Annotated in this window: 24 protein-coding genes, 1 rRNA gene and 1 pseudogene; 5 read left to right on the top strand and 21 right to left on the bottom strand. The window is 48.0% G+C overall.

All coding sequences use genetic code 11. The features are described from left to right. Window positions 1–48: 48 nt before the first annotated feature. Window positions 49–723 (top strand): ComF family protein, encoded by a 675-nt coding sequence (locus QNM19_RS24175; RefSeq protein WP_049863335.1) that lies wholly within the window; start codon window positions 49–51, stop codon window positions 721–723. Here the strand turns inward: QNM19_RS24175 and QNM19_RS24170 are convergent. After that, window positions 720–3251, bottom strand: a complete 2532-nt coding sequence (locus QNM19_RS24170) for a M14 metallopeptidase family protein (protein WP_049863334.1) — start codon at window positions 3249–3251, stop codon at window positions 720–722. The genes QNM19_RS24175 and QNM19_RS24170 overlap by 4 nt on opposite strands. A 155-nt stretch (window positions 3252–3406) precedes the next feature. Here QNM19_RS24170 and nfuA point away from each other — a divergent pair, with 155 nt between their 5' ends. Both nfuA and QNM19_RS24160 read left to right on the top strand, forming a co-directional pair. Then, window positions 3407–3982, top strand: coding sequence for a Fe-S biogenesis protein NfuA (gene nfuA, locus QNM19_RS24165; RefSeq protein ID WP_010387149.1), 576 nt, complete (start codon window positions 3407–3409; stop codon window positions 3980–3982). Between the two features lie 6 nt (window positions 3983–3988). Next, entirely contained in the window at window positions 3989–4267 is a 279-nt protein-coding gene (locus tag QNM19_RS24160; RefSeq protein ID WP_284027300.1) for a hypothetical protein, read from the top strand. 45 nt (window positions 4268–4312) lie between these two features. Here QNM19_RS24160 and QNM19_RS24155 read toward each other — a convergent pair whose 3' ends face one another. Next, window positions 4313–5581: an MATE family efflux transporter gene (locus QNM19_RS24155; RefSeq protein ID WP_417712668.1), complete on the bottom strand. Its 1269-nt coding sequence runs from the start codon at window positions 5579–5581 to the stop codon at window positions 4313–4315. Between the two features lie 39 nt (window positions 5582–5620). On the opposite strand from QNM19_RS24155, the gene QNM19_RS24150 reads away from it, so the two are divergent. Continuing rightward, on the top strand, window positions 5621–6658 hold the full coding sequence (locus tag QNM19_RS24150; RefSeq protein WP_156202165.1) for a polysaccharide deacetylase family protein: 1038 nt from the start codon (window positions 5621–5623) through the stop codon (window positions 6656–6658). Here QNM19_RS24150 and QNM19_RS24145 read toward each other — a convergent pair. The 13 genes from QNM19_RS24145 to QNM19_RS24085 all read right to left on the bottom strand — a co-directional run bounded on the left by QNM19_RS24145 (window position 6645) and on the right by QNM19_RS24085 (window position 19043). After that, on the bottom strand, window positions 6645–7676 hold the full coding sequence (locus QNM19_RS24145; protein WP_049863330.1) for a protein-glutamate methylesterase/protein-glutamine glutaminase: 1032 nt from the start codon (window positions 7674–7676) through the stop codon (window positions 6645–6647). The two genes, QNM19_RS24150 and QNM19_RS24145, sit on opposite strands and share 14 nt — an antisense overlap. 9 nt (window positions 7677–7685) lie before the next feature. Next, window positions 7686–8300, bottom strand: coding sequence for a chemoreceptor glutamine deamidase CheD (gene cheD, locus QNM19_RS24140; protein ID WP_049863329.1), 615 nt, complete (start codon window positions 8298–8300; stop codon window positions 7686–7688). Continuing rightward, window positions 8297–9118 carry a CheR family methyltransferase gene (locus QNM19_RS24135; RefSeq protein WP_049863328.1) on the bottom strand — a complete coding sequence of 274 codons (822 nt, stop codon included), beginning with the start codon at window positions 9116–9118 and terminating at the stop codon, window positions 8297–8299. The genes cheD and QNM19_RS24135 overlap by 4 nt, the downstream gene beginning before the upstream one ends. Window positions 9119–9280: 162 nt before the next feature. After that, the gene (locus QNM19_RS24130; protein WP_049863327.1) at window positions 9281–11968 is read right to left on the bottom strand and encodes a methyl-accepting chemotaxis protein; all 2688 of its coding nucleotides are present in this window, start codon (window positions 11966–11968) and stop codon (window positions 9281–9283) included. A 1-nt stretch (window position 11969) separates the two neighbouring features. After that, window positions 11970–12485: a chemotaxis protein CheW gene (locus QNM19_RS24125; protein WP_049863326.1), complete on the bottom strand. Its 516-nt coding sequence runs from the start codon at window positions 12483–12485 to the stop codon at window positions 11970–11972. Beyond that, a complete protein-coding gene (locus tag QNM19_RS24120) occupies window positions 12482–14593 on the bottom strand; it encodes a chemotaxis protein CheA (protein WP_049863325.1) in 2112 nt (703 codons plus the stop codon). Before QNM19_RS24120 ends, QNM19_RS24125 begins: the two co-directional genes overlap by 4 nt. 18 nt (window positions 14594–14611) lie before the next feature. Then, window positions 14612–14974 (bottom strand): response regulator, encoded by a 363-nt coding sequence (locus tag QNM19_RS24115; protein ID WP_010387164.1) that lies wholly within the window; start codon window positions 14972–14974, stop codon window positions 14612–14614. Window positions 14975–14983: 9 nt separating this feature from the next. Then, window positions 14984–15256, bottom strand: coding sequence for an STAS domain-containing protein (locus QNM19_RS24110; RefSeq protein WP_010387165.1), 273 nt, complete (start codon window positions 15254–15256; stop codon window positions 14984–14986). Window positions 15257–15381: 125 nt separating this feature from the next. Beyond that, window positions 15382–15984, bottom strand: coding sequence for an SCO family protein (locus QNM19_RS24105; protein WP_049863324.1), 603 nt, complete (start codon window positions 15982–15984; stop codon window positions 15382–15384). Beyond that, window positions 15981–16886, bottom strand: coding sequence for a heme o synthase (gene cyoE / locus QNM19_RS24100; RefSeq protein ID WP_049863323.1), 906 nt, complete (start codon window positions 16884–16886; stop codon window positions 15981–15983). The genes QNM19_RS24105 and cyoE overlap by 4 nt, the downstream gene beginning before the upstream one ends. Window positions 16887–16889: 3 nt before the next feature. Further along, entirely contained in the window at window positions 16890–17882 is a 993-nt protein-coding gene (locus QNM19_RS24095; protein ID WP_049863322.1) for a COX15/CtaA family protein, read from the bottom strand. Then, a complete protein-coding gene (locus tag QNM19_RS24090; RefSeq protein ID WP_049863321.1) occupies window positions 17879–18376 on the bottom strand; it encodes a hypothetical protein in 498 nt (165 codons plus the stop codon). The genes QNM19_RS24095 and QNM19_RS24090 overlap by 4 nt, the downstream gene beginning before the upstream one ends. After that, on the bottom strand, window positions 18369–19043 hold the full coding sequence (locus QNM19_RS24085; protein ID WP_284027307.1) for an SURF1 family protein: 675 nt from the start codon (window positions 19041–19043) through the stop codon (window positions 18369–18371). Before QNM19_RS24085 ends, QNM19_RS24090 begins: the two co-directional genes overlap by 8 nt. Window positions 19044–19105: 62 nt before the next feature. On the opposite strand from QNM19_RS24085, the gene QNM19_RS24080 reads away from it, so the two are divergent. Further along, on the top strand, window positions 19106–19318 hold the full coding sequence (locus QNM19_RS24080) for a DUF2909 domain-containing protein (RefSeq protein WP_284027298.1): 213 nt from the start codon (window positions 19106–19108) through the stop codon (window positions 19316–19318). Here the strand turns inward: QNM19_RS24080 and QNM19_RS24075 are convergent. The 6 genes and pseudogenes from QNM19_RS24075 to rrf form a co-directional block, all read right to left on the bottom strand. Next, window positions 19313–20176, bottom strand: a complete 864-nt coding sequence (locus tag QNM19_RS24075; protein WP_284027297.1) for a cytochrome c oxidase subunit 3 — start codon at window positions 20174–20176, stop codon at window positions 19313–19315. The two genes, QNM19_RS24080 and QNM19_RS24075, sit on opposite strands and share 6 nt — an antisense overlap. A gap of 133 nt (window positions 20177–20309) precedes the next feature. Next, window positions 20310–20819: pseudogene (locus QNM19_RS24070) on the bottom strand (cytochrome c oxidase assembly protein); the annotation flags it as partial. Beyond that, window positions 20816–22408, bottom strand: a complete 1593-nt coding sequence (gene ctaD / locus QNM19_RS24065; protein WP_049865969.1) for a cytochrome c oxidase subunit I — start codon at window positions 22406–22408, stop codon at window positions 20816–20818. The pseudogene QNM19_RS24070 and the gene ctaD, both read right to left, overlap by 4 nt. After that, window positions 22405–23517: a cytochrome c oxidase subunit II gene (gene coxB, locus QNM19_RS24060; RefSeq protein WP_284027306.1), complete on the bottom strand. Its 1113-nt coding sequence runs from the start codon at window positions 23515–23517 to the stop codon at window positions 22405–22407. Before coxB ends, ctaD begins: the two co-directional genes overlap by 4 nt. A 331-nt stretch (window positions 23518–23848) precedes the next feature. Beyond that, window positions 23849–24457 (bottom strand): transcriptional repressor LexA, encoded by a 609-nt coding sequence (gene lexA, locus QNM19_RS24055; RefSeq protein ID WP_010387178.1) that lies wholly within the window; start codon window positions 24455–24457, stop codon window positions 23849–23851. Window positions 24458–24894: 437 nt separating this feature from the next. Further along, a 5S ribosomal RNA gene (rrf, locus tag QNM19_RS24050) occupies window positions 24895–25007 on the bottom strand; the annotation flags it as partial.

The raw sequence follows: 25007 nt of genomic DNA, 5'->3' as shown, positions 1-25007 counted from the left end.
TCCTCAACCAAACTTGTGGCTATGATAGCGATTCAAGGATGGAAAGCAATGTCATTAGCCCGCGCACTCACACACACGCTGTTTCCCTGCTACTGCCCCTGTTGCCACTGCCCGGTTGACGCTCAAGGGATATGTGCACCCTGCCTGAGTGCACTGCCACTATTTGCCCCTGACCAGGGTAACCTGCTATTGCGTGCGGATATTCAGGCACAGTTTAATTTACCCTGCTGCGATGGTCTGATTGCGTGTGGTTGGTACAGAGGCATGCTGAAACGCTGGCTATGCGAACTCAAGCTACGTCAACGAAGTCATGCAGCTTGCTTATTGCGTCAGGTCATTGCGCATCAGTGGCAATGCTACTGTGCCGAAAAAATAATCGATGTGGATGCGGCTATTCTCATTCCGTTACCCAGACACAGGTTGATCACTCGAGGTTTTAATCAGGTAATGCAAACCTGGGGCCGCGTGATCGAAACCCAGCTCACCATCTTGCCCGTCTTATCAAAACGTATGACACCCGCACAACAGTCGCTAAATCGCCGTGCACGATTGAAAAATCAAGCACAGGCTTTCAGGTTAGAGGGGGATTTAACAGGTCGCCAGATACTGCTGGTTGATGATGTGATCACCACAGGCGCTACCATAAATGCTGCTGCCCAGCTCTGTCGGCGTGCTGGCGCCGCTCAGATCTGGGCTTGTGCAACCTGCCTCACACCGTATTAATGAATCGCCTGTGAGAAAAATAGCGCATTATTAAACAGCCGACTGCTACCATACCAGAAACCGCGAAATACCGGGTTATCCGTCATCGCGACAGCCACGCCCTGGCCATAGGTATCTGCCATCAATGCCGCCGACTGCGCTATCTGCGATACATTTCGTTCATCAGCATAGCCTGCCAGTAGAGGTTGTTGCTGATACACGGCCACATCCAAAAACGGTTCTTCACTGGCCTGAAGCACCCAGGCACTGTTTTTAAATACAGGTAAGCTACTGTTCTCAAAACCAAATGCCAGTGGATGTGAGAGATCCAACTGCGTGCCAAAAATAGCCCCCGCGATCCGTTGCTGTGCAGCCAGTTGCTCTTTATCCTTAAAACGCATCCCCTGAGTATCAAAAGACGCTCGTAAATCTTTGTTGCTGATGACCTCAGCATTTAGCAACTGGTGCTCAATCAACCATTGTGCGCCGCGCTTATGACCCCAGATAACCCCGCCTTTGTGGACCCAACTGATAATCGCGGCCTGCGCTTTCTTGCTCATTGCTGAATAACGCCCATCCGCCAGCACAATATGACTGTAACGACTTAAGTCCGCACGTCCAAGTCGGTCTATTTCTATCACGCTGGGTGCAATTCCGACATGCCTGTCAAGATGATACCAAAGCTCACCGACTTCGTATTGACTGGTCCCCTGACCACCAACCAGCAAGACTTCGGGTTTGTGCAGTGGCATCATCCGCCGAGAGCCTAAATCAATGCCCTGTGGCGTCAGGCCTGAGCGAATCGCCATGACCTTAATACCAAGCGCATTGGCTTGCTCTGACAGGATACGTCGCCAGTTTTCCTGATTTTGCAACCCCGCCGGGATCACTACAGTACCGGCATCAAACTTATGTTCGCTCTGAGTCAACTTAGCGGTAAAGGGCTGCAGTGCTACTCGCGCCTCCAGACCCTCTGTCAGCAACCGGTTAAGTAACTTAGGTGCAAGGTAATGCTGCCAGGAGAAAGCGTAAGCATACGCCTCTGTCAGGGGCGTCTTTGCACCCATGCCATCGTTTTGTGCCTTTGATTCAGTGACCTTCAATCCCCAGCTGCTGGTTACCCTGGCAAAATCCAAATCATAGGCATAAGGTAACGTCCACCCTGACACATCATAAAAGGTATTGTCTTTAAATTGGGTTTGCTCACTAAACATGGCCTTGACCAAACGGACTTGCGGCTGTGCCAGAGGAATATACAGATCGCCCGCCTTAAATTGCTGATCTTTAATTTTCAACGCCTTTTCCAACTGCTGCACTTGCACCTGGTGCTGGCTGAGTAGCTCAGTAAACTGGCTGAATCGATACGGGTCCTGACCTGCCGATACCACATACCCCAGAAAATCTTGCTGCTTGGCTTCTTTTTGCGCACTTTGATAAAAGTGCTGCTGATAGTCGAGTAAATCCTGACGGTGAGCGGCTGTACCGCGTAACGTAGAGAGTGAAGTAATGAGCTGATTTTTAATAGTTTGTGGAAAGGTCAGCAAGCCGTTAATGGTTTCCTGTGCATGACCACGGCTGCTAGCCTGCTCAAATAATATCCCCACCGCGCCGTTAATGTCCGGGTAAGTTGAGCCTTTGCCATAGTAAAAGTCGTCAAAACTCTCCTGAGTAAAATATAACTGCCCAGCCTGATCCAGCGCATCGGCGTGAAACTGGCCAATGGCCGCCGTTAAACTCTGGTTGCGCTCAGGCGTCAAAGGATGCGTGCGTGAGGGGATCCCAGGCTGGAAAAAATAGCTCGAATTAGGACCCATCTCGTGAAAATCGGCCAGCACATTGGGTTTCCAGTCATGAAATGCCGCAATTCGGGCGCGAGATTCCGGATGCTGCAACAACAGCCAGTCCCGGTTTAAATCAAACCAGTAGTGATTGGTTCTGCCAGAAGGCCATCGCTCAACATGTTCCCGGTGTTGGGGATCGCTTGATAATACCTGGCCCCGGTGGCTGTTAGCCCAGTTCGCAAAGCGCGCTAGCCCGTCTGGATTCAAAGACGGATCGAGCAGGATTACGGTGTCGCGCAACAAAGCTTCGATCTTTTCGCCCTGTGCAGCAGCCAGATAATAAGCCACCAGCATGGCGGTATTACTCCCGGACGGCTCATTACCATGCACGCTGTAACCCAGCCAGGCAACCGCTGGTGCCTCTGTGCGTTGCTTAGGCTGCGCAAGTGAAGCGATGTGCGCGCGCTTCACAGCTTTGATGTTTTTCAGTCGCGCAGCCTCTGTGATCGTCAGCAGGATGAGCGGCCTGCGTTCATGGCTGTAGCCAATGGTGGTTATTTCAACCCTGGGGCTGGCTTGTGCCAGGGTATGTAAGTACAGCACCAGTTGCTCTGGACGAACATGCCACTCACCCACCTCATAACCGAGCACCTCATGCGGTTTTGGAATTGCAGGATCAAACTGGCTTGTGTCATCAAAATAAAAATTCAATGGCTTGGCACTTAGCGGCAAGCTCAACAAACACAGCATAACTAACAGGCGATACATAAAGTCTCCATTTATTCCGGCAATTTTTAACCAGCCAGTACGCTATCAATGCGACTTAAGTTGCTGCAAATTTTTACGCCCAACACTAGCTACAACAAGATGAGGGGAGTATCATAGGGATTAACCGAGTAATTTAGTCAAGTATAGCGTAGATTATGATCACAATTTCAGAGACAGCTCAGTCACATTTTGCCAAGCTATTAGCCGATCAAGCCGATGGCACTAACATTCGTGTATTCGTCGTCAACCCAGGTACTGCTCAAGCTGAGTGCGGTGTATCTTACTGCCCTGCCGATGCTGTGGAAGACAGCGATATTCGCCTCCCTTTTAATGGCTTTGATGCCGTCGTCGACGCCGAAAGTGCCCCTTTCCTGGAAGAGGCTGAAATTGACTTTGTCACCGACAAAATGGGCAGTCAGCTAACCCTAAAAGCGCCAAATGCGAAAGCCAAAAAGCTTAGCTCAAATGCCTCTTTGGAAGAGCAAGTTGAGCACATGTTGGTGACTGAAGTGAATCCGCAACTGGCCAACCACGGTGGTCAGGTCAGCCTGGTAGAAATCACGGCTGAAGGCGTTGCGGTATTACAATTCGGCGGTGGCTGTAACGGCTGCTCTATGATTGATGTCACACTGAAAGAGGGCATCGAGAAAGAAATGATCGCAAAATTCGATGCAATCACCGGTGTACGTGATATTACTGAACACTCTCGAGGCGATCACTCATACTATTAATTGAGTATGCGCCGTGTAATCTATCGCTTAGGGTCTCACCCTAAGCGAAGCCTGCGATTTTTCCTCTGCGGACTGGCCTTGTTTGCTCTCAGTGTGGTGCTCATTGCACTGGGCTATGTCTATCAAGCCTGGCTTCAGCTGCCCGGCCTGATCATTCTTGCTATTGCACTAGGTGTCGCAGGATATGGTTACCTGGGCATTTTCGCTAACCGTTTTTCTCAGGTGCTGTCAGCACGTGACTCAGCCAAAGCGACTGCCAAAAAAGCCTTTGAGGATTTAAAATAGGCCATACACCGCTCGCTGCGCCGGGACAACGCCCCATTCTATTCCTTATTCCAGCAGCTGTTGCCTGACACTCATCTGTCGATACTTAATGACCAGCGTCAGCCCTCTCAATCCCATAAAGCAACTCATGGCAAACCATAACCCATGATTCCCCCACTGCTGCGCCAGCCAAAAAGGCACAAAGAAACCTAGCAGGGCAGACAACAACATACTGTTGCGCATCTCCCTGGCCCGAGTCAGGCCAACGAATACCCCATCAAACAAAAAGCAGCTTGTTGCAATCAAAGGCAGAACCACCAGCCAGGGTAAATACACCAGTGCAGTGTCTATCACAGCCGGGATGTCGGTTAGCAGCCCTATGACTGCCGGGCCAAATAGGGCAAATATCCCACTATAGATAAGCGCAAAACACCCAGCCCAAAAACAACTGATCTGTACCCAACGTCTGAGCATCGACACATCCCGCGCGCCTTTAGCCTGCCCTACTTTCGCTTCCACCGCATAGGCAATACCGTCCATTGCAAAGCTGACTAGCATCAGGAAGTTCAGTAGCACCGCATTGGCAGCCAAAATATCCTCTCCCAGCCTCGCACCATAAAACGTCATAAAGCTAAAACACAGCTGCAGCATGAGTGAGCGAATAAAGATATCGCGATTCAGATGCAATAACCGCTGTATTTCTTCTCTGTGTGGTACTTTGAGTTGCCAGCGCCAGCCTGCGCGATTCAGCACGCCACGCAACAGATAGCAAGATAACAGCAGTGCTGAATAATCGGCAATCACCGACGCCCAGGCCGCGCCTGCAACGGCGAAATCCAGTACCACGACAAACAAGACATCGAGCACTATGTTGACACAGTTAGTAAACAGCACAACATAAAAAGGCCCGCGTCCGTATTGCATCCCCAGCATAAATCCGAGCATCACCAGGTTCAGCATGGCCGCCGGTGCACTGAAGATACGAATAGAAAAATACACACTCGCCTGCTCAAATACTTCAGGCGTTGCTCCGGATAATACTGCGATCAGCTCTAACAACCAGGGCGTGCAAACTATCAGTAACAGAGCAAACAACACCGCAAAAGTCATGCTGGCCGACAGCGATTGTAGCGCCCGAACACTGTCTTGCTGACCATTTGCCTGGGCGATTTCACCGGTGGTGCTCATGCGCAGAAAACTGGCGAGCCAGAACAACAAGGCTATGCTCCCTGACCCCAGCGCTATCCCGGCAAGATAATAAGCCTCGCTCAGGTGACCAATGACCGCCGTATCAACTAATCCTAACAGGGGCACCGAGATATTTGATAAAATCATCGGAGCAGCAATAGCAAGCAATTGAATATGGTGAGAAGTATGCGCGCGATTAAGTGGTTTCATGTTTTAGTTCTTATACTCGTTTTGTTCAACACCCGGGCAGGTCTGGCCGCGGTCATTCTACAGTATCATCATGTCAGTGAAAAACTGCCGGCCGTGACCAGTGTCAGCGAAGCGACCTTTCTTGCGCACCTGAACTTCCTTAAAACAGAGCAATTCACAGTCATTGCCTTAGATAAGCTCATTGAGCAACTGCTAGCAGGTAAAGCGCTGCCACCAAAAACCGTGGCAATCACCTTTGACGATGGCTATCTGAATAACATGGAAGCCGCAGCGCCATTACTTGAGCAGTTTGGTTATCCTTACACTATTTTTGTAAACCCTAAACTCATTGATGAAAAGAAAGGGTACGTGATGAGCTGGGAACAACTGCGCCAGCTGGCAAAACGCGGCGCAATCATTGCGAATCACAGTGCTCAGCACGACTATTTGCATCACAAGCAAGCCGGAGAAACGCAGGCTCAGTGGCACAACCGGATCCGTCAGGACTTAGTTTGGTCACAAGCTCGAATCAAAGCAGAGACGGGCCATGACTTTCCTTATATCGCTTACCCCTACGGCGAATTTGATCGCCCGCTACAGGAGTTAGTCGCTGAGCTCGGCTTAGTAGGTATTGGTCAGCATTCCGGCGCCGTGGGGCCTGATTCAGACTTTACGCGCTTGCCCCGCTTCCCCGCTTCCGGCATCTATGCCAACCTGAAAACGTTAAAAACCAAACTTCACTCATTGCCCTTTTCACTGGCACAAGCCAAATATCAGGACTCGGTAACGGATGACCCTACCCCATCGATTACTTTGACCTTCAAAGAAATGGATTTTTATCAAAATCAATTTGCCTGCTTTGTATCAGGCGTAGGCAGAGCGGAGCTCACCTGGGAGGGAAAGAAAACCGTGACAATTACAACACCTAAGGACTTACCTACAGGTCGATCCCGATACAACTGCACAGCACCATCAAAACAGTTCAGTGGTCAATTTTACTGGTACTCTCAGCCCTGGGTGATTACGCGCGCTTAACCGCATTAAGTAACTCCATAGTCACTTTAGACAGAGGCACAACCCGCTCGGCCGCTGCCATTTCAACAGCGGCCCGGGGCATACCCCACACCACCGAAGTGGCCTCATCCTGAGCCAGTGTTTTTGCGCCAGCTTCTCTGAGGCGTAGCAAGGCTGCTGCCCCATCACTGCCCATACCGGTCAGTAGCCCGGCGCTGATTTGTTTAGCCCAGGGCAATAAGGAATCAAACAACACATCCACCGAAGGGCGATGTCGGTTAACTTTCTCGCTCTGACTCAGGTGACATTGCAGCCGTCCGCCTTTTTGCACCACTTTAAGGTGCATGTCTCCAGGTGCAATAAACACATGTCCAGGCACAAGCACATCCCCCTCTTCTGCTTCTTTGACATGCACATCACAACAGCGGTCCATACGCAGTGCAAATGAAGTGCTGAATACTGGTGGAATATGCTGCGCAATGACCACCGGTGGGCAGTGTTTAGGTAAACGAACCAATACCTCACGCAGCGCTTCAGTGCCACCAGTAGACGCGCCCAAAGCCAGTACCGCGCTGTTTTTAAACTGGGTATTCTGTGAAACTGGCGCCTTTTTTTCCCCTTTGTCAGCGCGAAAAGCGTAAAGATTGGCCTGACGGGCAATACGGATTTTTTGGTGCAAGGTCTCTGCATAAGCATTTAATTTAGCGGCAACATTCGTGGTTGGCTTGGCAATAAAGTCGATTGCCCCCAGCTCAAGCGCCTCTAACGTGGCGGGAGAGCCTTGCTGCGTTAAGGTAGATAGCATAACCACAGACATAGGACGCAGACGCATTAAATTTTTTAGAAAGCTCAGTCCATTCATCTTTGGCATTTCAATATCCAGCGTCAACACATCTGGATTGAGCTTTTTAATCATCTCGCGCGCTTCATAGGGGTCCTCTGCTGCCCCCACGACTCTAATATCAGGAGCCAACTCCAGCACCTCAGTCAGAATCGCTCTGAGTGAAGGGGAATCATCAACTATCAATACCTTAATCATGCAATCTCTCTAAAACAGCTCAATGTCTGTTTGTTTACCTTGCTCTTCAATATCATGAAGGTACTTAACCTCACGTTTTTCAATGGTGTCGTTGTGCATCTGACGCAATTTCTTCACCTGAGCTTTACCTGTTTGTGGATGAAACACTACCTTGCGCGGCCAGGGTCCACCCACATCATGGGATACCAGGGTAAGCTGCTCTTCCTCAACATATGCCTCAGCAAATCGGATATTACCAACACCGATGTCAGTCATCGAACTGATGATTTTCCCACCGCCAAACAGCTTTATCTTCAGATGCTCCCGTCGGGCGCCATTTTTAATCACTTCATTAATCAGATATTCCATTGCCCAGTTGCCATAGCGGCAATTCAGGTCATCGGCATGAATTGCTGAAGCACCCTTCACGCCAGGCAGCATAAAGTGATTCATCCCTCCTACGCCCTGCTGCTCATCATAAATACAGGCCGCAATGCAGGAGCCCAATACGGTAGAGATTAGCTCGTCACTTTTAGACACATAAAACTCACCTGGGAGCACTTTTGCTACCACCGCGCCACGACCTGAGTCCCAAAACCGCTTTACGTGCTCAAAGCCATGTAGTACGGGCTGAAAGTGATTCATATCTGCGCTACCTTCTGGTACATAGTTTTTCCCAGGTTTTTAAAGCCCAAATGCTCTTTCCCCATTGTCTCTGAATGACCAATAAACAGATAACCTTGCTCTGCTAATAGCTGGTGATAATTATCAAACAATCTATCTTTGGTTTCTTTGTCAAAATAAATCAGTACATTACGACAAAAAATAACATCAAAAGGACCTTTCATAGGCCAAGGTTCCAGCAAGTTAAGGCGTTTAAAAAATACCCTGGACCGCAATACATCTTTTGCTTTGTATTGGCTACCATCCGAACTACACATAAACCATTTTTTCAGGTGCTCACTATCGAGGCCTGTGACCGACGCACTGTTATAAACACCCTCTTGGCCTTTGTGCAGTACGTTTGAATCCAAATCAGTTGCCAATACTTTCACGTCCCAGTCTGCTGGAAAAGCATTCGCGATGGTCATCGCAATACTGTACGCCTCCTCACCAGTGGAACAACCAGCAGACCAAATCCGTATGCGTTTATCTGTTTTATGTTTGATCTTAAGTTCAGGGATCACTTGTTGGTGTAAAAAATCAAAATGATGTGCTTCGCGAAAAAATGACGTGAGATTAGTCGTAATCGCATTAATAAAATGGCTAAACTCGACATCTGGCTCTTCATTTAATAAGGCCAGATATTCAGCAAAAGACGCGAGACCGTTAGCCCTGACTCTGCGGGCAAGTCGTGAGTAAACCATATCGCGTTTATGGGGTCCGAGTACGATGCCGCAGGTCTCATATACACGCTGAGAAATACTGCTGAAATCCTCATCCGTCATCAAAAACTCTTTCATATCCCTCCTCACCTATGCGCAGCGACCCCCGACTACGTGTTACCTGCGCCGTCTTTTGCATTCATTATGTGGTTATCCCGGTGAGTCAGGTGTGTCACGATGGCAGAGCTGACACCAAATACGACGTGCAGCTCATCCAGGGGTACAAACAAACCAGAACAGTTAAAACTCTTCCCACTCCTCAGAATCATCCGCAAAGCGATTAGCCGCGGTTTCCAGGGGCTGTCGCGTACTGCGACTTTCCGGCGCCGATAAACCAATCGCGGACGTACGCGCCTGACCATTCGGCGCAGTCGGTTTTTCTGCAATCGCCTCTCGACTGACTGGCGCCTCTCCGACCTTAAAGAAATTCAGCATGTTGCGCATGTCATTAGCCTGCTCAGCCATTGACTCACCTGCTGCGGATGCTTGCTCTACCAACGCTGCATTCTGCTGCGTCATTTCATCCATCTGCGTGACAGCTTTATTCACCTGCTCAATCCCAGAACTTTGCTCTACCGATGCATCCGCAATATCCGAGATCATATTGGTGACACGCCGCACCGCCGCTACGATTTCTTTGAGCGTTTCACCAGACTCATTCACTAGTAAAGTACCATCCTCAACTTTACTTACACTGTCACGGATCAAATCTTTGATTTCTTTTGCCGCTCCGGCCGAACGCTGTGCCAAATTACGTACTTCACCCGCGACCACGGCAAAACCACGCCCCTGCTCTCCTGCACGCGCAGCTTCCACCGCCGCGTTCAATGCCAGCAAGTTGGTTTGAAAGGCTATTTCGTCAATCACGCTAATGATATCCGCTATCTTTTTACTGGCATCGTTGATAGCTGACATGCTTTCTACCGCTCGATTTACCACTTCTCCGCCTCGGGTTGCTTTCTCACTGGTATCTTCAGCCAGTTCATTGGCAACCTTGGCATTGTCTGCATTCTGTCGCACAGTGCTGGTCATTTGCTCCATGCTCGAAGCCGTTTCCTCCAATGAGGACGCCTGTTCTTCCGTACGCTGACTCAGATCGGCATTACCCTGCGATATTTCCTCTGCGCCACTGGCGACCAAAGACGCAGAGGTACTGATCCGCTCCAACACATTAGTTAGTTTATCTGCGGTGCTGTTTGCATCCTGCTTTAGCTTATCAAACGCGCCTTGATAATCAGCCTCAATACGTTGTGTCAGATCTCCCCGGGCAAGTGAATCAAGCATATTCCCGGTATCTGCCACGGCGTTATCTACACTCTCCAGCAGGCCATTTAACCCCTGAGTCAAACGCAAATAAAAGCCCTGCTTATCACCTTCTTCCAAGCGCACAGACAAGTTACCAGAGCGAGCAGATTCGACGACCGTATTCACTTCCTGCTCAATTGCAACCTCAGCCGTTCTGTCTTCCCATTCAACCACAGTACCAGCTCGTTCGCCCGTGTCGGTGACAATTGGGTTAGCAACCAAGCCAAAGGTGCGCCCACCCACTTTTATTTCGGTCTTGTACGGTTGAGACAAGGTTTCCAGTAAGCGTCTTTGATGGGCCGGGTTGCGGTGGAATACATCTATGTTCTGACCTATCAGTTGACTGCTGTCGAAGTTAGGTAAATCCTTACGAATATCTGACTCAGCGTTTCTCATCATCTCGAGTACCGCCTGATTCATATACACAATGGTGTTGTCTGAATCCGCAATCATCGTATTGGTCTGCACGTTATCCAGAGCGCGACGTACGCGGAGGTTTTCAGCAGCAGTCTGTTTAGCTTGATGCTCAGCAGCCAAACGCTCTGTTTTGTCTTCCCACTCAACGACAGTGCCAATCCTGTTCCCGGTCTGATCAAACACAGGTGTTGCGATCAGGCCAAAATTAAAGCCAGCTACCACAATATCCGTGTTATACACATTCGACAGGGTGTTCAGCAAACCCCTCTGGTGTTGAGGGTTTTCGTGGAATACATCAATATTGGTACCAATCAGAGTATCAACATCAAAGTTCGGCAGTGCGGTGCGCAGCTGTGCCTGATTACGCCTGAGCATAGCCGATACAGACTCATTCACATACACAATGTTCAGGTTTTCATCTGCCAACATGACATTCGCCTGACACACATCCAGCGCGCGAGAGATTCGTGCATTTTTCTCTGCCAAGTTTCTGTGCTTTTCTTCTGCGGCAAGCCACTCAGTTTGATCTTTCCATTCCACCAAGGTTGCGATGCGATGCCCTTCATCAAATACCGGCGTCGCTATCAAATCAAACGTCAACCCGGCAACCGTGATTCTGGTCTGATATGTTTCGCGCAAATTGGCCAGAATATTACGCTGATGGCTTGGGTTCTTGTGAAAGGAATCAATGTTTGTGCCTATCAAGCCTGCAACACTAAAGCCCGGTAAATCAACCTGTAACTGCTGTTCATTCACCCTCAACATTGATTTTACGGAGTCGTTCATATACACAATATTCAAGTCAGCATCTGCCACCATGATGTTCGCCTGACAGCCTTTCAGGGCCAGCATCAGACTTTGCGTCAGGTCCGTTTCGTCATCCTCATCATGCGCGGCTTTTAGCGCTTGAAACAGCTCAGGAAAATCCGTCAGGTCCAGGTTTTGCAATTGTTCCTGATCTGCCACAGTCACATGCGGCAACACACGATATACACACCCCAGTTGGGCACTCACCGCTGACAAGGCCATTTTGAGGTAACCCAGCGCGACAACCACCCCAAATAAGGGTAGTGCCACCGCCACCAGCTGCATGTTTTCAGCGCCCGATGCTCCAAGCTGAATGCCCACTACGATGCTGATAACCAGTATCACACCCGCAATTATGATCTTATTGTTTAAACTACTTTGGATACTCTGACTATTCATCTCAGCCCCCGTTGCTCTTGGCACAACTCTTGTCGTGTAAATCGAGCACTTTCTTCAAATTTAATAACACCACCATTTTTTCCCCAACGTTAACCAACCCATGCACAAACTGGGCATTATCTGAGTCCTGAAAGTCAGGGACATCCTTCGCCTTTTCCTCAGAAATGCTGTACACATCGGACACGGCATCCACCACAATGCCCATCAACTTGGTTTGCTCTTTCAGTGATACTGATACAACTATCACCACAGTGAGTGGACCATAGCCGATGTGAGTAATGCCAAATCGCTGTCGCAGGTCGATGATTGGTACAATTGTGCCGCGCAAGTTCATCGCCCCTTTTACAAATGGTGGGGAATTAGGGATCACCGTTACGGGCTCCCAGCCACGAATTTCCTGGACCGCCAAAATATCAATCCCATACTCTTCTTCATCCATCATAAAAGTCAGAAACTGTTTTTCGTCCGTCTCGGTATCCAGTACCAGCTGCTGATTTAAGTTCATATGCTCTGTCATGCGGGGATACCCTCATCTGCTTTTAAGTCCACAAGCAACTCAGAGGACCCCGGCCGCCTTAAGCCACTCAGCTTTATTAATCCGCTGATGTCGATGATCAAGGACACCGTGCCATCGCCTAAAATAGTAGCGCCTGATATACCATCAACACGTTGGTAATTGGCTTCCAAACTTTTGATCACCACCTGCTGTTGCGCCAACAGGTCATCAACCAAAATGCCGACTTTGTAATTATCGTTTTCAACCACCACCAGCAGGGTCTTGTCCAGTTCTTCCCGTGCGCCCTTATGGTTAAAAATGTCATACAATCGCAGGATCGGAATATACTCATCACGCAAACGCAGAACCTGCAAACCTTTACCCACATTACTGACTTTAGCAATATCAATTTGCAATGATTCAACAATAGAGATCAGTGGAATGATATAAGTATGATCAGCAACCTGAACCAGCTGACCATCCAGAATAGCCAGTGTCAGTGGCAAGCGAATCGTAAAAGTAGACCCCACTCCCGCTTCCGAACTGACCTCTACAGAGCCATTCAGTGCCTGAATATTCTTACGTACGACATCCATCCCGACACCGCGGCCAGATATTTCACTGACATTGTCAGCGGTTGAAAACCCCGGCATAAAGATCAGTTCATTAATCTCATCCACGGTGAGCTCATCTTGCTCCTGAATAAGTCCATTTTGAATGGCTTTGTTGCGAATTTTCTCTGTATCCAGCCCTTTTCCATCATCCATAATCTCGATGACGATATTACCCCCCTGGTGAAACGCATTTAATGTGACAGTACCAACGGGGTCCTTACCCTGGGCGATGCGTTCCTCAGGTGTCTCCAGGCCATGGTCCAGGGAGTTGCGCACTAAGTGCACCATAGGATCAGACAGCTTTTCCATGACGGTTTTATCAAGCTCGGTTTGCTCCCCAATCAGCTTGAGCTCAACTTGTTTATTGAGTTTTTGAGAGATATCCCGTACCAGTCTGGGAAAGCGACTAAAGACAAAACTGATGGGCAGCATACGAATACGCATTACGTTTTCCTGCAAATCACGCGTATTGTGTGCCAGCTGTGCCAAACCTTCCTGAAGTGCGGCAATGCTAGACTCTGTAATTTCCTGCTCGCCAATCTGACTCAACATAGCCTGAGTAATCACCAGCTCACCAACCATATTTATCAGCGAATCAACTTTGTCTATACCAACCCGGATGGAGGTTGTACTAGGATCTGTATTTTTTCGTGTATCTTTGGCGGGCACAGTCTCATTCTTATTCTCCTGAACCGTTTTGGCAGGTACAGGGGTCTGTGCTGGTAACTCAGTGTCCGCCGGAACACTCTGTGGGGTATCAGATGGCTCGACTTGTTCAACGGGATCTTCAAACAAGCCACCACATTGCACTATGGTGATTTCCGCGTCATCTTCAACCCACTCGAATATCTCTCTGATCGCGCTTTCACCGCGCGTTGTGGTCAGGAAGAACCGCCAATAAAGATAGCAATCTTCGGCATTGAGCTGTTTTAATTTGGGTACTTCATCGTGCAATGCCTGCGTTTCCAGTTCCCCTAGCTCAGACAACTCCGCAATCATATATAACGGTTCATTACCGGTTTTGAATAAATACGGCAGTGGCTTGAAGTCGATCTGAAAAGTGATGGGGAGGTCGACTTGCTCTTCAGGCTCGCTGATCGCCTGCTCCGGAGCATCAGTGTTGCTTTCGCCATTTAAAATCGCTTCGAAGCGTTGTTTTAATTCATTGGCTTCTTGTCGCTCTGGTTCTTCTTGGGCTTGCAATGCCGTCAGCATAGCGCGTAAGCAATCGACTGCTTTGAGCAACAAATTGACATGCTCAGCAACGAGCTGTCGCTGCCCATTGCGGATCTGGTCGAGCAAGGTTTCCAAGACATGAGTAAAATCAGAAACCGCCGTAAAACCAAAAGTACCGCTGCCTCCTTTAATCGAATGTGCAGCCCGGAAAATAGTATTAATGGTTTCCTGATCTTCTTTGCCTGGCTCGAGGTTAAGCAGCTCAGATTCCATCGCATCGAGCCCTTCAAAGCTTTCTTCAAAAAAAACATCGAAAAACTGACTTAAATCGATACTCATGGCAGCACCTCGTGGGGATTAACGGATGACTTTTTTCAGCACAGCCAGTAATTGTTCAGGGTTAAATGGTTTAACAATCCAGCCCGTTGCACCTGCGGCTTTACCTTCACTTTTCTTGTCCAGACCAGACTCGGTTGTGAGCATCAAAAGCGGCGTAAATTTATAGTCAGGTAAACTTCTCAGCTCTCGAATCAAGGTAATGCCATCCATAACTGGCATATTCACGTCCGAGATCACGGCATCAAACCCTTGTTGCTTAGCCAGATTGAGTGCTTCACTGCCATCCTTTGCCTCTACAACATCAAACCCCGCTTTTTTTAGTGTAAAGCCAACCATTTGACGCATCGAAGCAGAATCATCCACAGCTAAAATCTTTTTCATAATGACCTCTTAATTCGTACTACTGATAGATAAAAGTTCGGTTAACCCTAATTTTTCAACAGATGAAGACAATGCAGCACTTTCACCTACCCAGGAAATATGTTGCCCAATATCCAATAAATATTTTTGCAACGCGCACAACAGTTGGATCGATGCGGTATCCGCACGCTGGATTTCACTGATATCTAGTGAAATAGCATGGCCAGCATCAAGTTCGAGCAGCAACTGTTGATGTAATTCTTCAACCTGGTTAATGACCAGCTCCGAGGGAAGTTTAATCATGTGCCTTGCACATTCCTTGCAAATCTTATTGATATGAATAGATTAGACCGTGACCGTGAAATTGCCATATTTATCACGGAAAAGAAATAATTAATTATTAAATTCAGTGACTTTACACCCGTCACCTATTGTCCTGGCACAATGATTTTAAAATCGTTAATTAGCTGAGCCTCATTAATAACAGGCACTTCACCGGCCTTAAATTCCGGTTTGAATATGGCTTCTAATTGTGCCTGTGGGTTCACCAGTGCAATCGAAGCACTATGATCAACATAGTACTCTGGTTGGTCACTATTGTTGATCGCGTAGATCAGGCCAATGTCGCGCACAAAAGGAAACAGTACGTTGTGAGGCGCAGACGCTGCGACAAAATCCGGATTAAAGTAATCAATATATTGCTTTCGCTTTGCTTGCGTGTCCCGCTGCGGGTCTACTGCCACAAACCAGACGTTAACAGCCTGATGGGACTCCAACTGCGCGGCAATATTAGTAAGTTTTGCCAAGGTCATTGGGCATATATCGGGACAATGCGTGTACCCCAAAAACAATAAGCTCCATCGCCCTTTTAACTGCTCAGCCGTAATTTGCGCCCCATTTTGGTCTTCCAAAGCAAAAGGCTTGAGCGTACGAGGTTGCTCATAATGAACAGCGAACTCCGACACTTGGGGAGCAGGCTGACACCCGCTAAGTAGCACGAACATTAAAAAAAGAGGAAAAATGAGTTTCATACCAATGCTCTGTCAACAAATAGAGAGACAAAGAGTAACAGCAAATACCAAATAGAAAAACGAAAAACCCCCATCGCTTGTTGCACAGTATGACTTATATACAATCGTACAATCAGGTAAATAAACAGCCCATTAAGAATACTTGCGGCAACCAGATACGCATACCCGACCATGCCTATCAAATAGGGCAGTACGCATGTTACTGCCAAAAGCAAGGTATAAACGACCATACACAATTTAGTGAACTGGATCCCATGTGTGACAGGCAGCATGGGGATCCCGGCTCTGGCATAATCCGCTTCACGAGCAATGGCCAATGCCCAGAAGTGCGGCGGCGTCCAGGCGAAAATAATCATAACGAGCAGCCAGGGCTCCGCTGCCAAAGCGCCCGTTTCACTGACCCACCCCAGCAAAGGCGGTAAAGCGCCTGCCAGCCCGCCAATAACAATATTCTGTGGTGTCATGTGCTTAAGGAACATAGTGTAAACAACAGCATAGCCAAGCAAAGCTAGTAGCGTCAGAACCGTACACAACCAATTACTGAACAACAACAGACCAAGGGTTCCGGCAACAGCCAGGCTAACGGCAAAAATGAGTGCTTTTGACACCGAGAGTTGCTGCATCGCCAGGGGGCGATGGCGTGTCCGCGCCATTTTTCGATCTCTGTTACGGTCAACAACATGATTAATTGCCGCAGCCGAGGCAGAGATTAACCCAATTGACAATAAGCTCATCAATTGATGGCCGATGCTTCGTCCTACATCCGGGGCGAGCGCAACCCCCACCCAGGCAGTAAGCACCAACATCATGACCACCTTAGCTTTGGTGATCGCCACATAAGGCTTAAAGCCTACATAAAAATCAGGGATTGCAGATCCGAGTTGTTGCACACTAATGGCCATAACTTACCCCCTAGATTGATAAAACAGCAGATAGCACACCCGCACCATACTCAGCAATAGCAGCGCTGCCATGACATTGTGAAATAGCGTCAGCAATAATGGGAACTGCCAATGCACTATTGCACCGCCTAATAACACCTGACAAAGCACCAGAATTGCCGGAAGCAAAATGACGGGTCGTACTTGTGTGTCAGGGATTCGTAAATATAAGCGCCAGCACAGTGCCAATATAGCGGTGAGTGTCACCATAGCCCAAAGCCGATGGACCAGATGAATAGACAAGCGAGTTTCAAAAGGCAAAACACCAAATTCGTAGCTGGCAGAAGAATGCGGTAACTGAAATAGGCTGCTCAGTGAGAACAACTCTCCGTTCTCACACAGTGGCAATCCACGACAGTGTGGTGCAGCATAATTCGCGGCAAGCCACCCACCTAATGCAATTTGTAACACCAACACTGTGAGTACTACCAGCGTCATCACTTTCAATCCAGTGGCATGAGGAATGACGACAGTCGCTGGCTGACTGGCCCTGAGCCAAAGCAAAGTTAATAAACTCAGTATGGTGAACCCGCCTAGCAGATGGCCCATCACTATCAGGGGCTGTAAATTCATTGTCACTGTCCACATGCCTAGTAGTGCCTGAAACACGATTAATACAACCAGTAATGTCGACAAACCTCTGACACTTGCACCGTAGTTGGGCTGACGCAGCGCCATAAAGAAAATTGCAGCAACAACCAAACCTAAGCTACCAGCAAAATATCTGTGTATCATTTCGATCCAAGCTTTCTTTTGGTGTACTTCGCTACCGGGAAACTGCTGTTGTGCTGACACCAATTCATGCGCTTCGTTCGGCACGGTCAAAAACCCATAGCACCCAGGCCAATCCGGGCACCCCAAACCTGCATTGCTTAGTCTGGTATAAGCACCCAAGGACACAACCAGCGCTGCTAGCAGTGCCGACATGAGCACCAATTTTTTAAAACTTTGTGTCATGACTTACCTCCTGAACTACTTCGCTCATAAGACAGCAGCTTTTTCAAATCCTTCAACAGCCCTTTAAGCAATACCCGGTTTGCGGTTTGGTCTTGCTGTGGTAAATACTCAAGCACCACCAATCCACGTTTATCAACCAAATAGAATGCCCCCGGTGATAAAGACGGTACTTCAGGTAATACGCTGGCTTTGTCACTTTGCCCTTGACCTAACAAGAGCAAACCGACTTGCTGACGGTGCTTACCCAATGCCACGGTAAGCTGCTCCATTAAGACCTGCTGGCCCAGACATAGCTGCGTGCAATCGTCAGGCTGACTTAACGCAATAAACCATGACTTGTGCGCCTGATCAGGCACATTCAGTACAACCTCCTGCGTTAAAAAACTCCCGTTGTTAGTCGTACTCTCTGGTTGCCACCCAGACCAAAGTACCCCCCACGCGACAATCAGAGGTAAAATACAACACGCTAAAAACAATCCAGGCACCTTATTCATCACTTTTCCTTTTGTAAGCTAAGTAGGGGACGACCATTGCTGCCACAGCTAACAAAAGCCATTGCAATGCATAAGCCCGGTGCTTATCCGGCCCCATCACAACGGCTTCATAGTGAGGCTGAATATCGTTTATGATTTGGTCTGACGCATAAGCTAAGGACACGGCAATAGGGCGTTGTGTTTGTGCCACGAAAAAGGCGTGGTCGAGATATTGGAGCAGCTCAGGTTGGGCCGTGTTCAAGTCTGGCTGGGTAGCTAACGTAAAGCCAGCCCATTTGCCTATTTTGAATTCCACATTCACAGTTTGTAACGAGCTGGGGAGCGCTACCTGAGGCAACACAGCCCGGCTGTGTGTCGCGAGAATAAATCCAAGGTTCACAACCAACCATTCTTCGCTATAAATGGGACGAAACAGGGTTATCACATCGTAACCAGGTGTCCCATTGACAATCTGATTGTCGAGCAACCAATAGCGCGAATCATCAAAATGGCCATGCAATCGAAATTGTTGCCCTTCCAATGCTCGTTGATTTTGCAGATCAATGGTCGCATTAAAATCGGCAATGACGTGACCACTTTGTCGCTTTTCGAGCAGGTATGCCTTTTGGGCTGCTCTTTGCCATTGCCAAACAGAGAGAGCCAGGCATGTGCATACCACAAGGGCCACTGCCAAAATCGTGCAATATGCGCTAACCTTTGATCTACTTATACTTATCTGCGTCATATGCCATGCTACTCAAATTAATTATTATTGTTTTGCTTTTCAGCATCATCTACAACTTGTTTCGAGCTTTGTTTATTATGCTCAAAGGCACTCACTCTGGTGAGTCAATGTCCCGGCTCCTGGGTAAAAGAGTATTTTTTTCAGCAAGTGTGTTATTGCTTATCCTCATTGCAAAGGGGTTAGGCTGGCTTCATTTCAATCCAGCCCCGGGCTTATAACACATAAACAAACACAAACAGGCACAACCAAACCACATCAACAAAATGCCAATACCAAGCACCTGCCTGAAACGCAAAGTGGTTATGTTCACTGAAATGGCCTTTCATCACCCGTAACCAAACGATCGCCAAGATAATCGCGCCAAGTGTCACATGCATACCGTGAAAACCGGTGAGCATAAAGAATGTATTGCCATAAATACCTGACTCCAGAGTCAGCCCTAAATCCTGATAGGCATAAACATACTCTTCTATCTGCAAGACCAAAAATGCAAAACCCAGTAGAATGGTTAATCCCAGGAACACCTTTACTTTGTTTCTCTGCCCTTGCTCCATCGCAGCATGCGCAAAATGAAGTGTCACGGAAGAAATCAATAAAATAACGGTGTTTATCAAGGGGAGACCCTGCCAACCCATGGCTTGCGTTGTGTCTCCCCCCGGGGTGTTAAGTAATGGCCACACTGCTTCGAAGCTTGGCCACAGTAACTCATGTGTCATGACATTATTACTAGCCCCACCCAACCAAGGAACCGCAAACATGCGAGCGTACAGCAAGGCCCCAAAAAACGCGGCGAAAAACATCACTTCAGAGAAAATAAACCACGCCATCCCCTGTCGAAATGAGCGATCCATTTGCGCTGAGTAGAGCCCACCCTGAGACTCCCGAATAACATGTCGAAACCACCCAGCCAACATAAACAACAGCAAACCGATCCCCGCATACAAAATGAATTGGCCACCGGGGCTCTTCATCACCGTTAATCCACCTCCTACGGCTACACCAAACAAAGCAACAGCCCCCACAATGGGCCATGGACTTTGCTCTGGTACATAGTATTTTTCATAACCACTAGCCATGACTTAATCCTCGTATTTGTTGATACACCGCGGCTTGTATACTGTGAACATAATCGTCCCCGACTGTGCCACGTCTGAGCTCACCGAATAGCTCTGTTTCTGGGTGCAATAGCAGACTTTTAACTGTCGCTGTTCTGTCGGTGATGTCGTATAAGGTATAGGCAAGTGTCAGTTCGGCGATGTCAGTTGGCAGCTCTGTATCCACATAAAAGCGCAGCGTAAATGACATTTTCTGGCGCGCCTGCATACTTTGCTGGTCAAAGCAAAAGCACGCGAGCTTGTGTAGATATTTGGCCGCCATGCCAGGTGAAACAGACGGAATTGCCTGCATAACCCGAGCATCTCCACTCAGATTCTCGGCCGTAAAGCTCACTTCTGTTAATGTACCGGGCGTCACTGTTACCTGATATGTCGCAGCTTTTACTTTGAACGGCGCCTGCCCTTGCGTATGGGTTGTGAAACTCACATCGATCTGCCTTGCCAAGTCTTGCTCTTCGCTGGCCTCAGCGGCGGTCAACTCTACTTTGCCATTCAAGCCCGTTATGTCACAGAACACGTCGTATAGCGGTACCAGGGCAAATGCAAATGCAAACATACCCAGAACCAATAGCACGAGTTTTCTTAGTAACGGGGTATGCATCATTTCACCTCAGGTGGCGTGCTGAAAGTATGATAAGGTGCTGGCGAAGCCACATCCCACTCCAACCCTTCTGCACCATCCCATACTTTGGCAGGCGCACGCTGACCGCCTGCGATGCACTTAAATACCACAGCCACAAATAGCAACTGCGATAAGCCAAAGGCAAAACCACCAATGCTGATCAAAGCATTGAAATCAGCAAACTGAAGCGCATAATCCGGGATCCGTCGCGGCATGCCCGCAAGCCCCACAAAATGCATTGGGAAAAATAGGATATTCACACTCACCAGAGACAACCAAAAATGCCACTTAGCCAATGTCTCGCTATACATATAACCAGTCCACTTAGGTAACCAGTAGTAAGCGGCCGCCATGATTGAGAAGACCGCCCCCGTGACCAATACATAGTGAAAATGTGCGACCACAAAATAAGTGTCGTGATACTGGAAATCGGCAGGGGTAATGGCCAGCATCAACCCGGAAAAACCACCGAGTGTAAACAACACAATAAACGCGATAGCAAATAGCATAGGGACTTCAAAACTGATGGAGCCACGCCACATTGTGGCTACCCAGTTGAACACCTTCACACCCGTAGGCACAGAGATCAACATGGTCGCATACATAAAGAAAAGCTCACCAGCCAACGGCATACCGGTGGTGAACATATGGTGTGCCCACACGATGAAAGATAACAGCGCAATGGAGGAGGTTGCGTATACCATAGAAGCATATCCAAACAGCTTCTTTCTGGAGAAGGTAGGCACTATGGTAGAGATCACGCCAAAGGCCGGCAAAATCATAATGTATACTTCCGGGTGACCAAAGAACCAAAAAATATGCTGGAACATCACAGGATCACCCCCGCCTGCTGCATCGAAGAAACTCGTGCCAAAGTATTTGTCTGTCAAAACCATAGTAACGGCACCCGCTAATACGGGCATCACAGCAATTAATAAAAATGCCGTAATTAGCCAAGTCCACACAAACAGAGGGAGCTTCATCCATGTCATACCAGGCGCACGCATGTTCACTATCGTCACGATCACATTGATAGCGCCCATAATGGAGCTAACCCCCATGATATGCACAGCGAAAACAAATAGCGCTGTATTGTCGTTACTGTAAGTAGTGGATAGCGGTGCATAGAAAGTCCAGCCAAACGCCGGGCCACCACCTTCCATAAATAATGAGGCAAGTAATATGAGGAAAGCGAACGGCAGAATCCAAAAGCTCCAGTTATTCATCCGCGGTAATGCCATATCAGGGGCACCAATCATCATGGGAACCATCCAGTTCGCCAGGCCTGTAAAGGCAGGCATCACAGCACCAAATACCATAATCAACCCATGCACTGTAGTCATTTGATTAAAAAAGTGTGGGTCGACGAGCTGAAGGCCCGGCTGAAATAATTCTGCCCGAATAACCATGGCCATACCGCCGCCAATCAGGAACATCAACAAAGAAAACAGCAAATACAAAGACCCTATGTCTTTATGATTTGTCGTAAAAAGCCAACGCTTGATACCAGTTGCCGGACCATGATGTTCATGCTCTTGTTCATGAGCAGCCTGCTGTGTACTCGAAGTCATTTGGCTTCCTCCTGTTTGCCGTCAAGGTAAGCTTGTATTTGGCTAGGTTGAATAACTTCTCCGGTATCATTACCCCAGCTATTTCTTTTGTAAGTGATAACTCCGGCGACTTCTTTTAATGACAACTGCTTTGCAAAAGCCTGCATCGCAGTGCCAGGGCGTCCGTCCATAATAATTTCAATATGCGCTTGGAGATCGCCTGTGACCATAGCGCTTCCCTTTAAGGCAGGAAACACTCCTTGCAGGCCGAGCCCTGTGGGTTGATGACATGCTGCGCAGTAAGCCATGTAAACACGCTCTCCCGTCGCCATTAACTCATCTTTGCTAAGTGTTTGGTCCAAAAGCGCTGCCTCTTGCTGCGCGGCAAGTGCTCTTTGTGCTTTCTCGTTGGTAAGCCATGCCTGAAATTCCGCCTCGGGCTTGGCTTCTACGACAACAGGCATAAAACCATGGTCTTTGCCGCATAGCTCTGCACATTGGCCTCGATAGGTGCCGGGCTCATTGACATTCGTCCATGCTTCATTAATGAACCCCGGATTGGCATCTTTTTTTACCGCAAAGTCAGGTACCCACCAAGAATGGATCACATCATCAGAAGTCAGTAAAAACCGCACTTTCTTACCCGTTGGGATCACCAGTGGCTTATCGACCTCCAACAGATAGTTTTCAGTCTTACTTTCCATATTATCTATCTGAGCTCTTGGTGTGGACATCAGTGAGTAAAAATCGACGTCGTGACCTAAGTATTCGTAATGCCACTTCCATTGTGACCCGGTTACTTTGATAGTCAGATCTGCCTTATCTGTGTCTTCCATCGCAATCAGTGTTTTTGTCGCAGGCACAGCCATCGCAACCAAAATTAGAAATGGAATAGCGGTCCAGAGGATTTCAACTTTTGTACTTTCATGAAACTGCGCAGGCTCCGCGCCTTTAGAACGCCGATGATGGATTAATGCCCAAAACATAACTGAAAAGACAATCAGCCCAATGACACAACAGATCCAGAAGATAGTCATGTGTAACTGATATACCTGATTACTGATGTCAGTTACGCCTGTACGCATATTATAGTCGCTCGCAAGCGTGGCTATACTGACGAATAAACACATCGCAATTGTGATGAGTTTGGCTATTTTCATTAGACGTCTCCCTCAATTGCTTCGAGCGTGAGAAGCAACGGTTCTTATTATCGGATGACTGTCATTTCACTTGGGTTATCCCATGAGTACTGCACGACCATTTAACAATTAGTCAAAATTTGACCGTTTAGCAAGTTTTTGTCTCGTGTAGATTTTGTTTTTAAGGTTGGGAAATAGTTGAAAAATAGCTGTTTGTTAGGGGTCACTTATACACAAGCACCATTGATATCGTCACTTGAAAGTGTATACAAGAAGTAAAAACAGCCCAGTCAAGAAAAACCAGGCTGCACACGGAAACTATTTAAACATCACCTCGGATAACACCGACCGCCAGGCCTTCTACCGAAAAGCTTTGCTGCTCTAAATCAACTTCAATGGGCGAAAAGTCCTCATTTTCAGCATGGAGATAGACTTTCTTTCCTAACTTTTCAAAGCGCTTAACCGTGACGTCTTCTTCTACGCGTGCGACGACAACCTGGCCATTATTTACAACCTGGGTACGGTGCACTGCAAGTAGATCCCCGTCCATGATGCCGATATTTTTCATACTCATACCGTTGACGCGCAATAAATAATCGGCCGCAGGGTGAAACATTGTAGGATCGACAGAACAGTGACTCTCAATGTGCTCCTGAGCAAGAATGGGTTCTCCGGCAGCAACTCGACCAACTAAGGGCAAACCAAGTTGTTCAGGTTCATTTTCTACAAGCCGAATTCCCCTGCTTGCACCTGGTACCATTTCTATAACACCTTTCTTCGCTAACGCTTTTAAATGCTCCTCTGCAGCATTTGCACTACGAAACCCAAGCGACTCAGCAATCTCAGCCCGAGTCGGAGGCATGCCCGTATCTTTGATGAAGACTTTTATGAGTTCAAAAACTTGTTCTTGTCGTTTGGTGAGTGGTCGCATATAACTGGTTTTCCATACAGTGCATTTACTGTGAGTATATACAGTTATCATTTTTTCGCAACGGTTATTCTGCGCGAACCTTAAACTCGTATTCAATTACCTGACCTGATAATGCACCATCTCTGAGGCATCATGTATAAAGTGACCGACTTCCATGTGAAACAGTACTCACCAATCAACGCTACACTCGTATTTTTCTGTTTCACTGACCACATTCGATAAAATATCGGGATTGGGGGCTTCTCGAGCTGCTTCCTCCTTGCTCTGCTGCACTGATGACGTGTTATTCATACTCACCATGTGACCTGTGAGTAGCAACCGTATCAAGTGCAGGATGACGGTAGTGTGGGCTTTGTGAGCGGGTAGTTATACAACTTTTTTAAATTCAAAACGCAAAAAAGCCCGACTCTCTCGAATCGGGCTTTCTTTAATTAGGAGCTTGGCAATGTCCTACTTTCACATGGGAAACCCCACACTATCATCGGCGCTATTTCGTTTCACTACTGAGTTCGGCATGGGGTCAGGTGGTTCCAAAATGCTATGGTTACCA

The organism is Pseudoalteromonas ardens (assembly GCF_030125445.1).
In the GTDB taxonomy this organism is placed as follows: domain Bacteria; phylum Pseudomonadota; class Gammaproteobacteria; order Enterobacterales; family Alteromonadaceae; genus Pseudoalteromonas; species Pseudoalteromonas ardens.
Note: the sequence above shows the minus strand (reverse complement) of the source record. Positions and strands in the feature narration are given on the sequence as shown.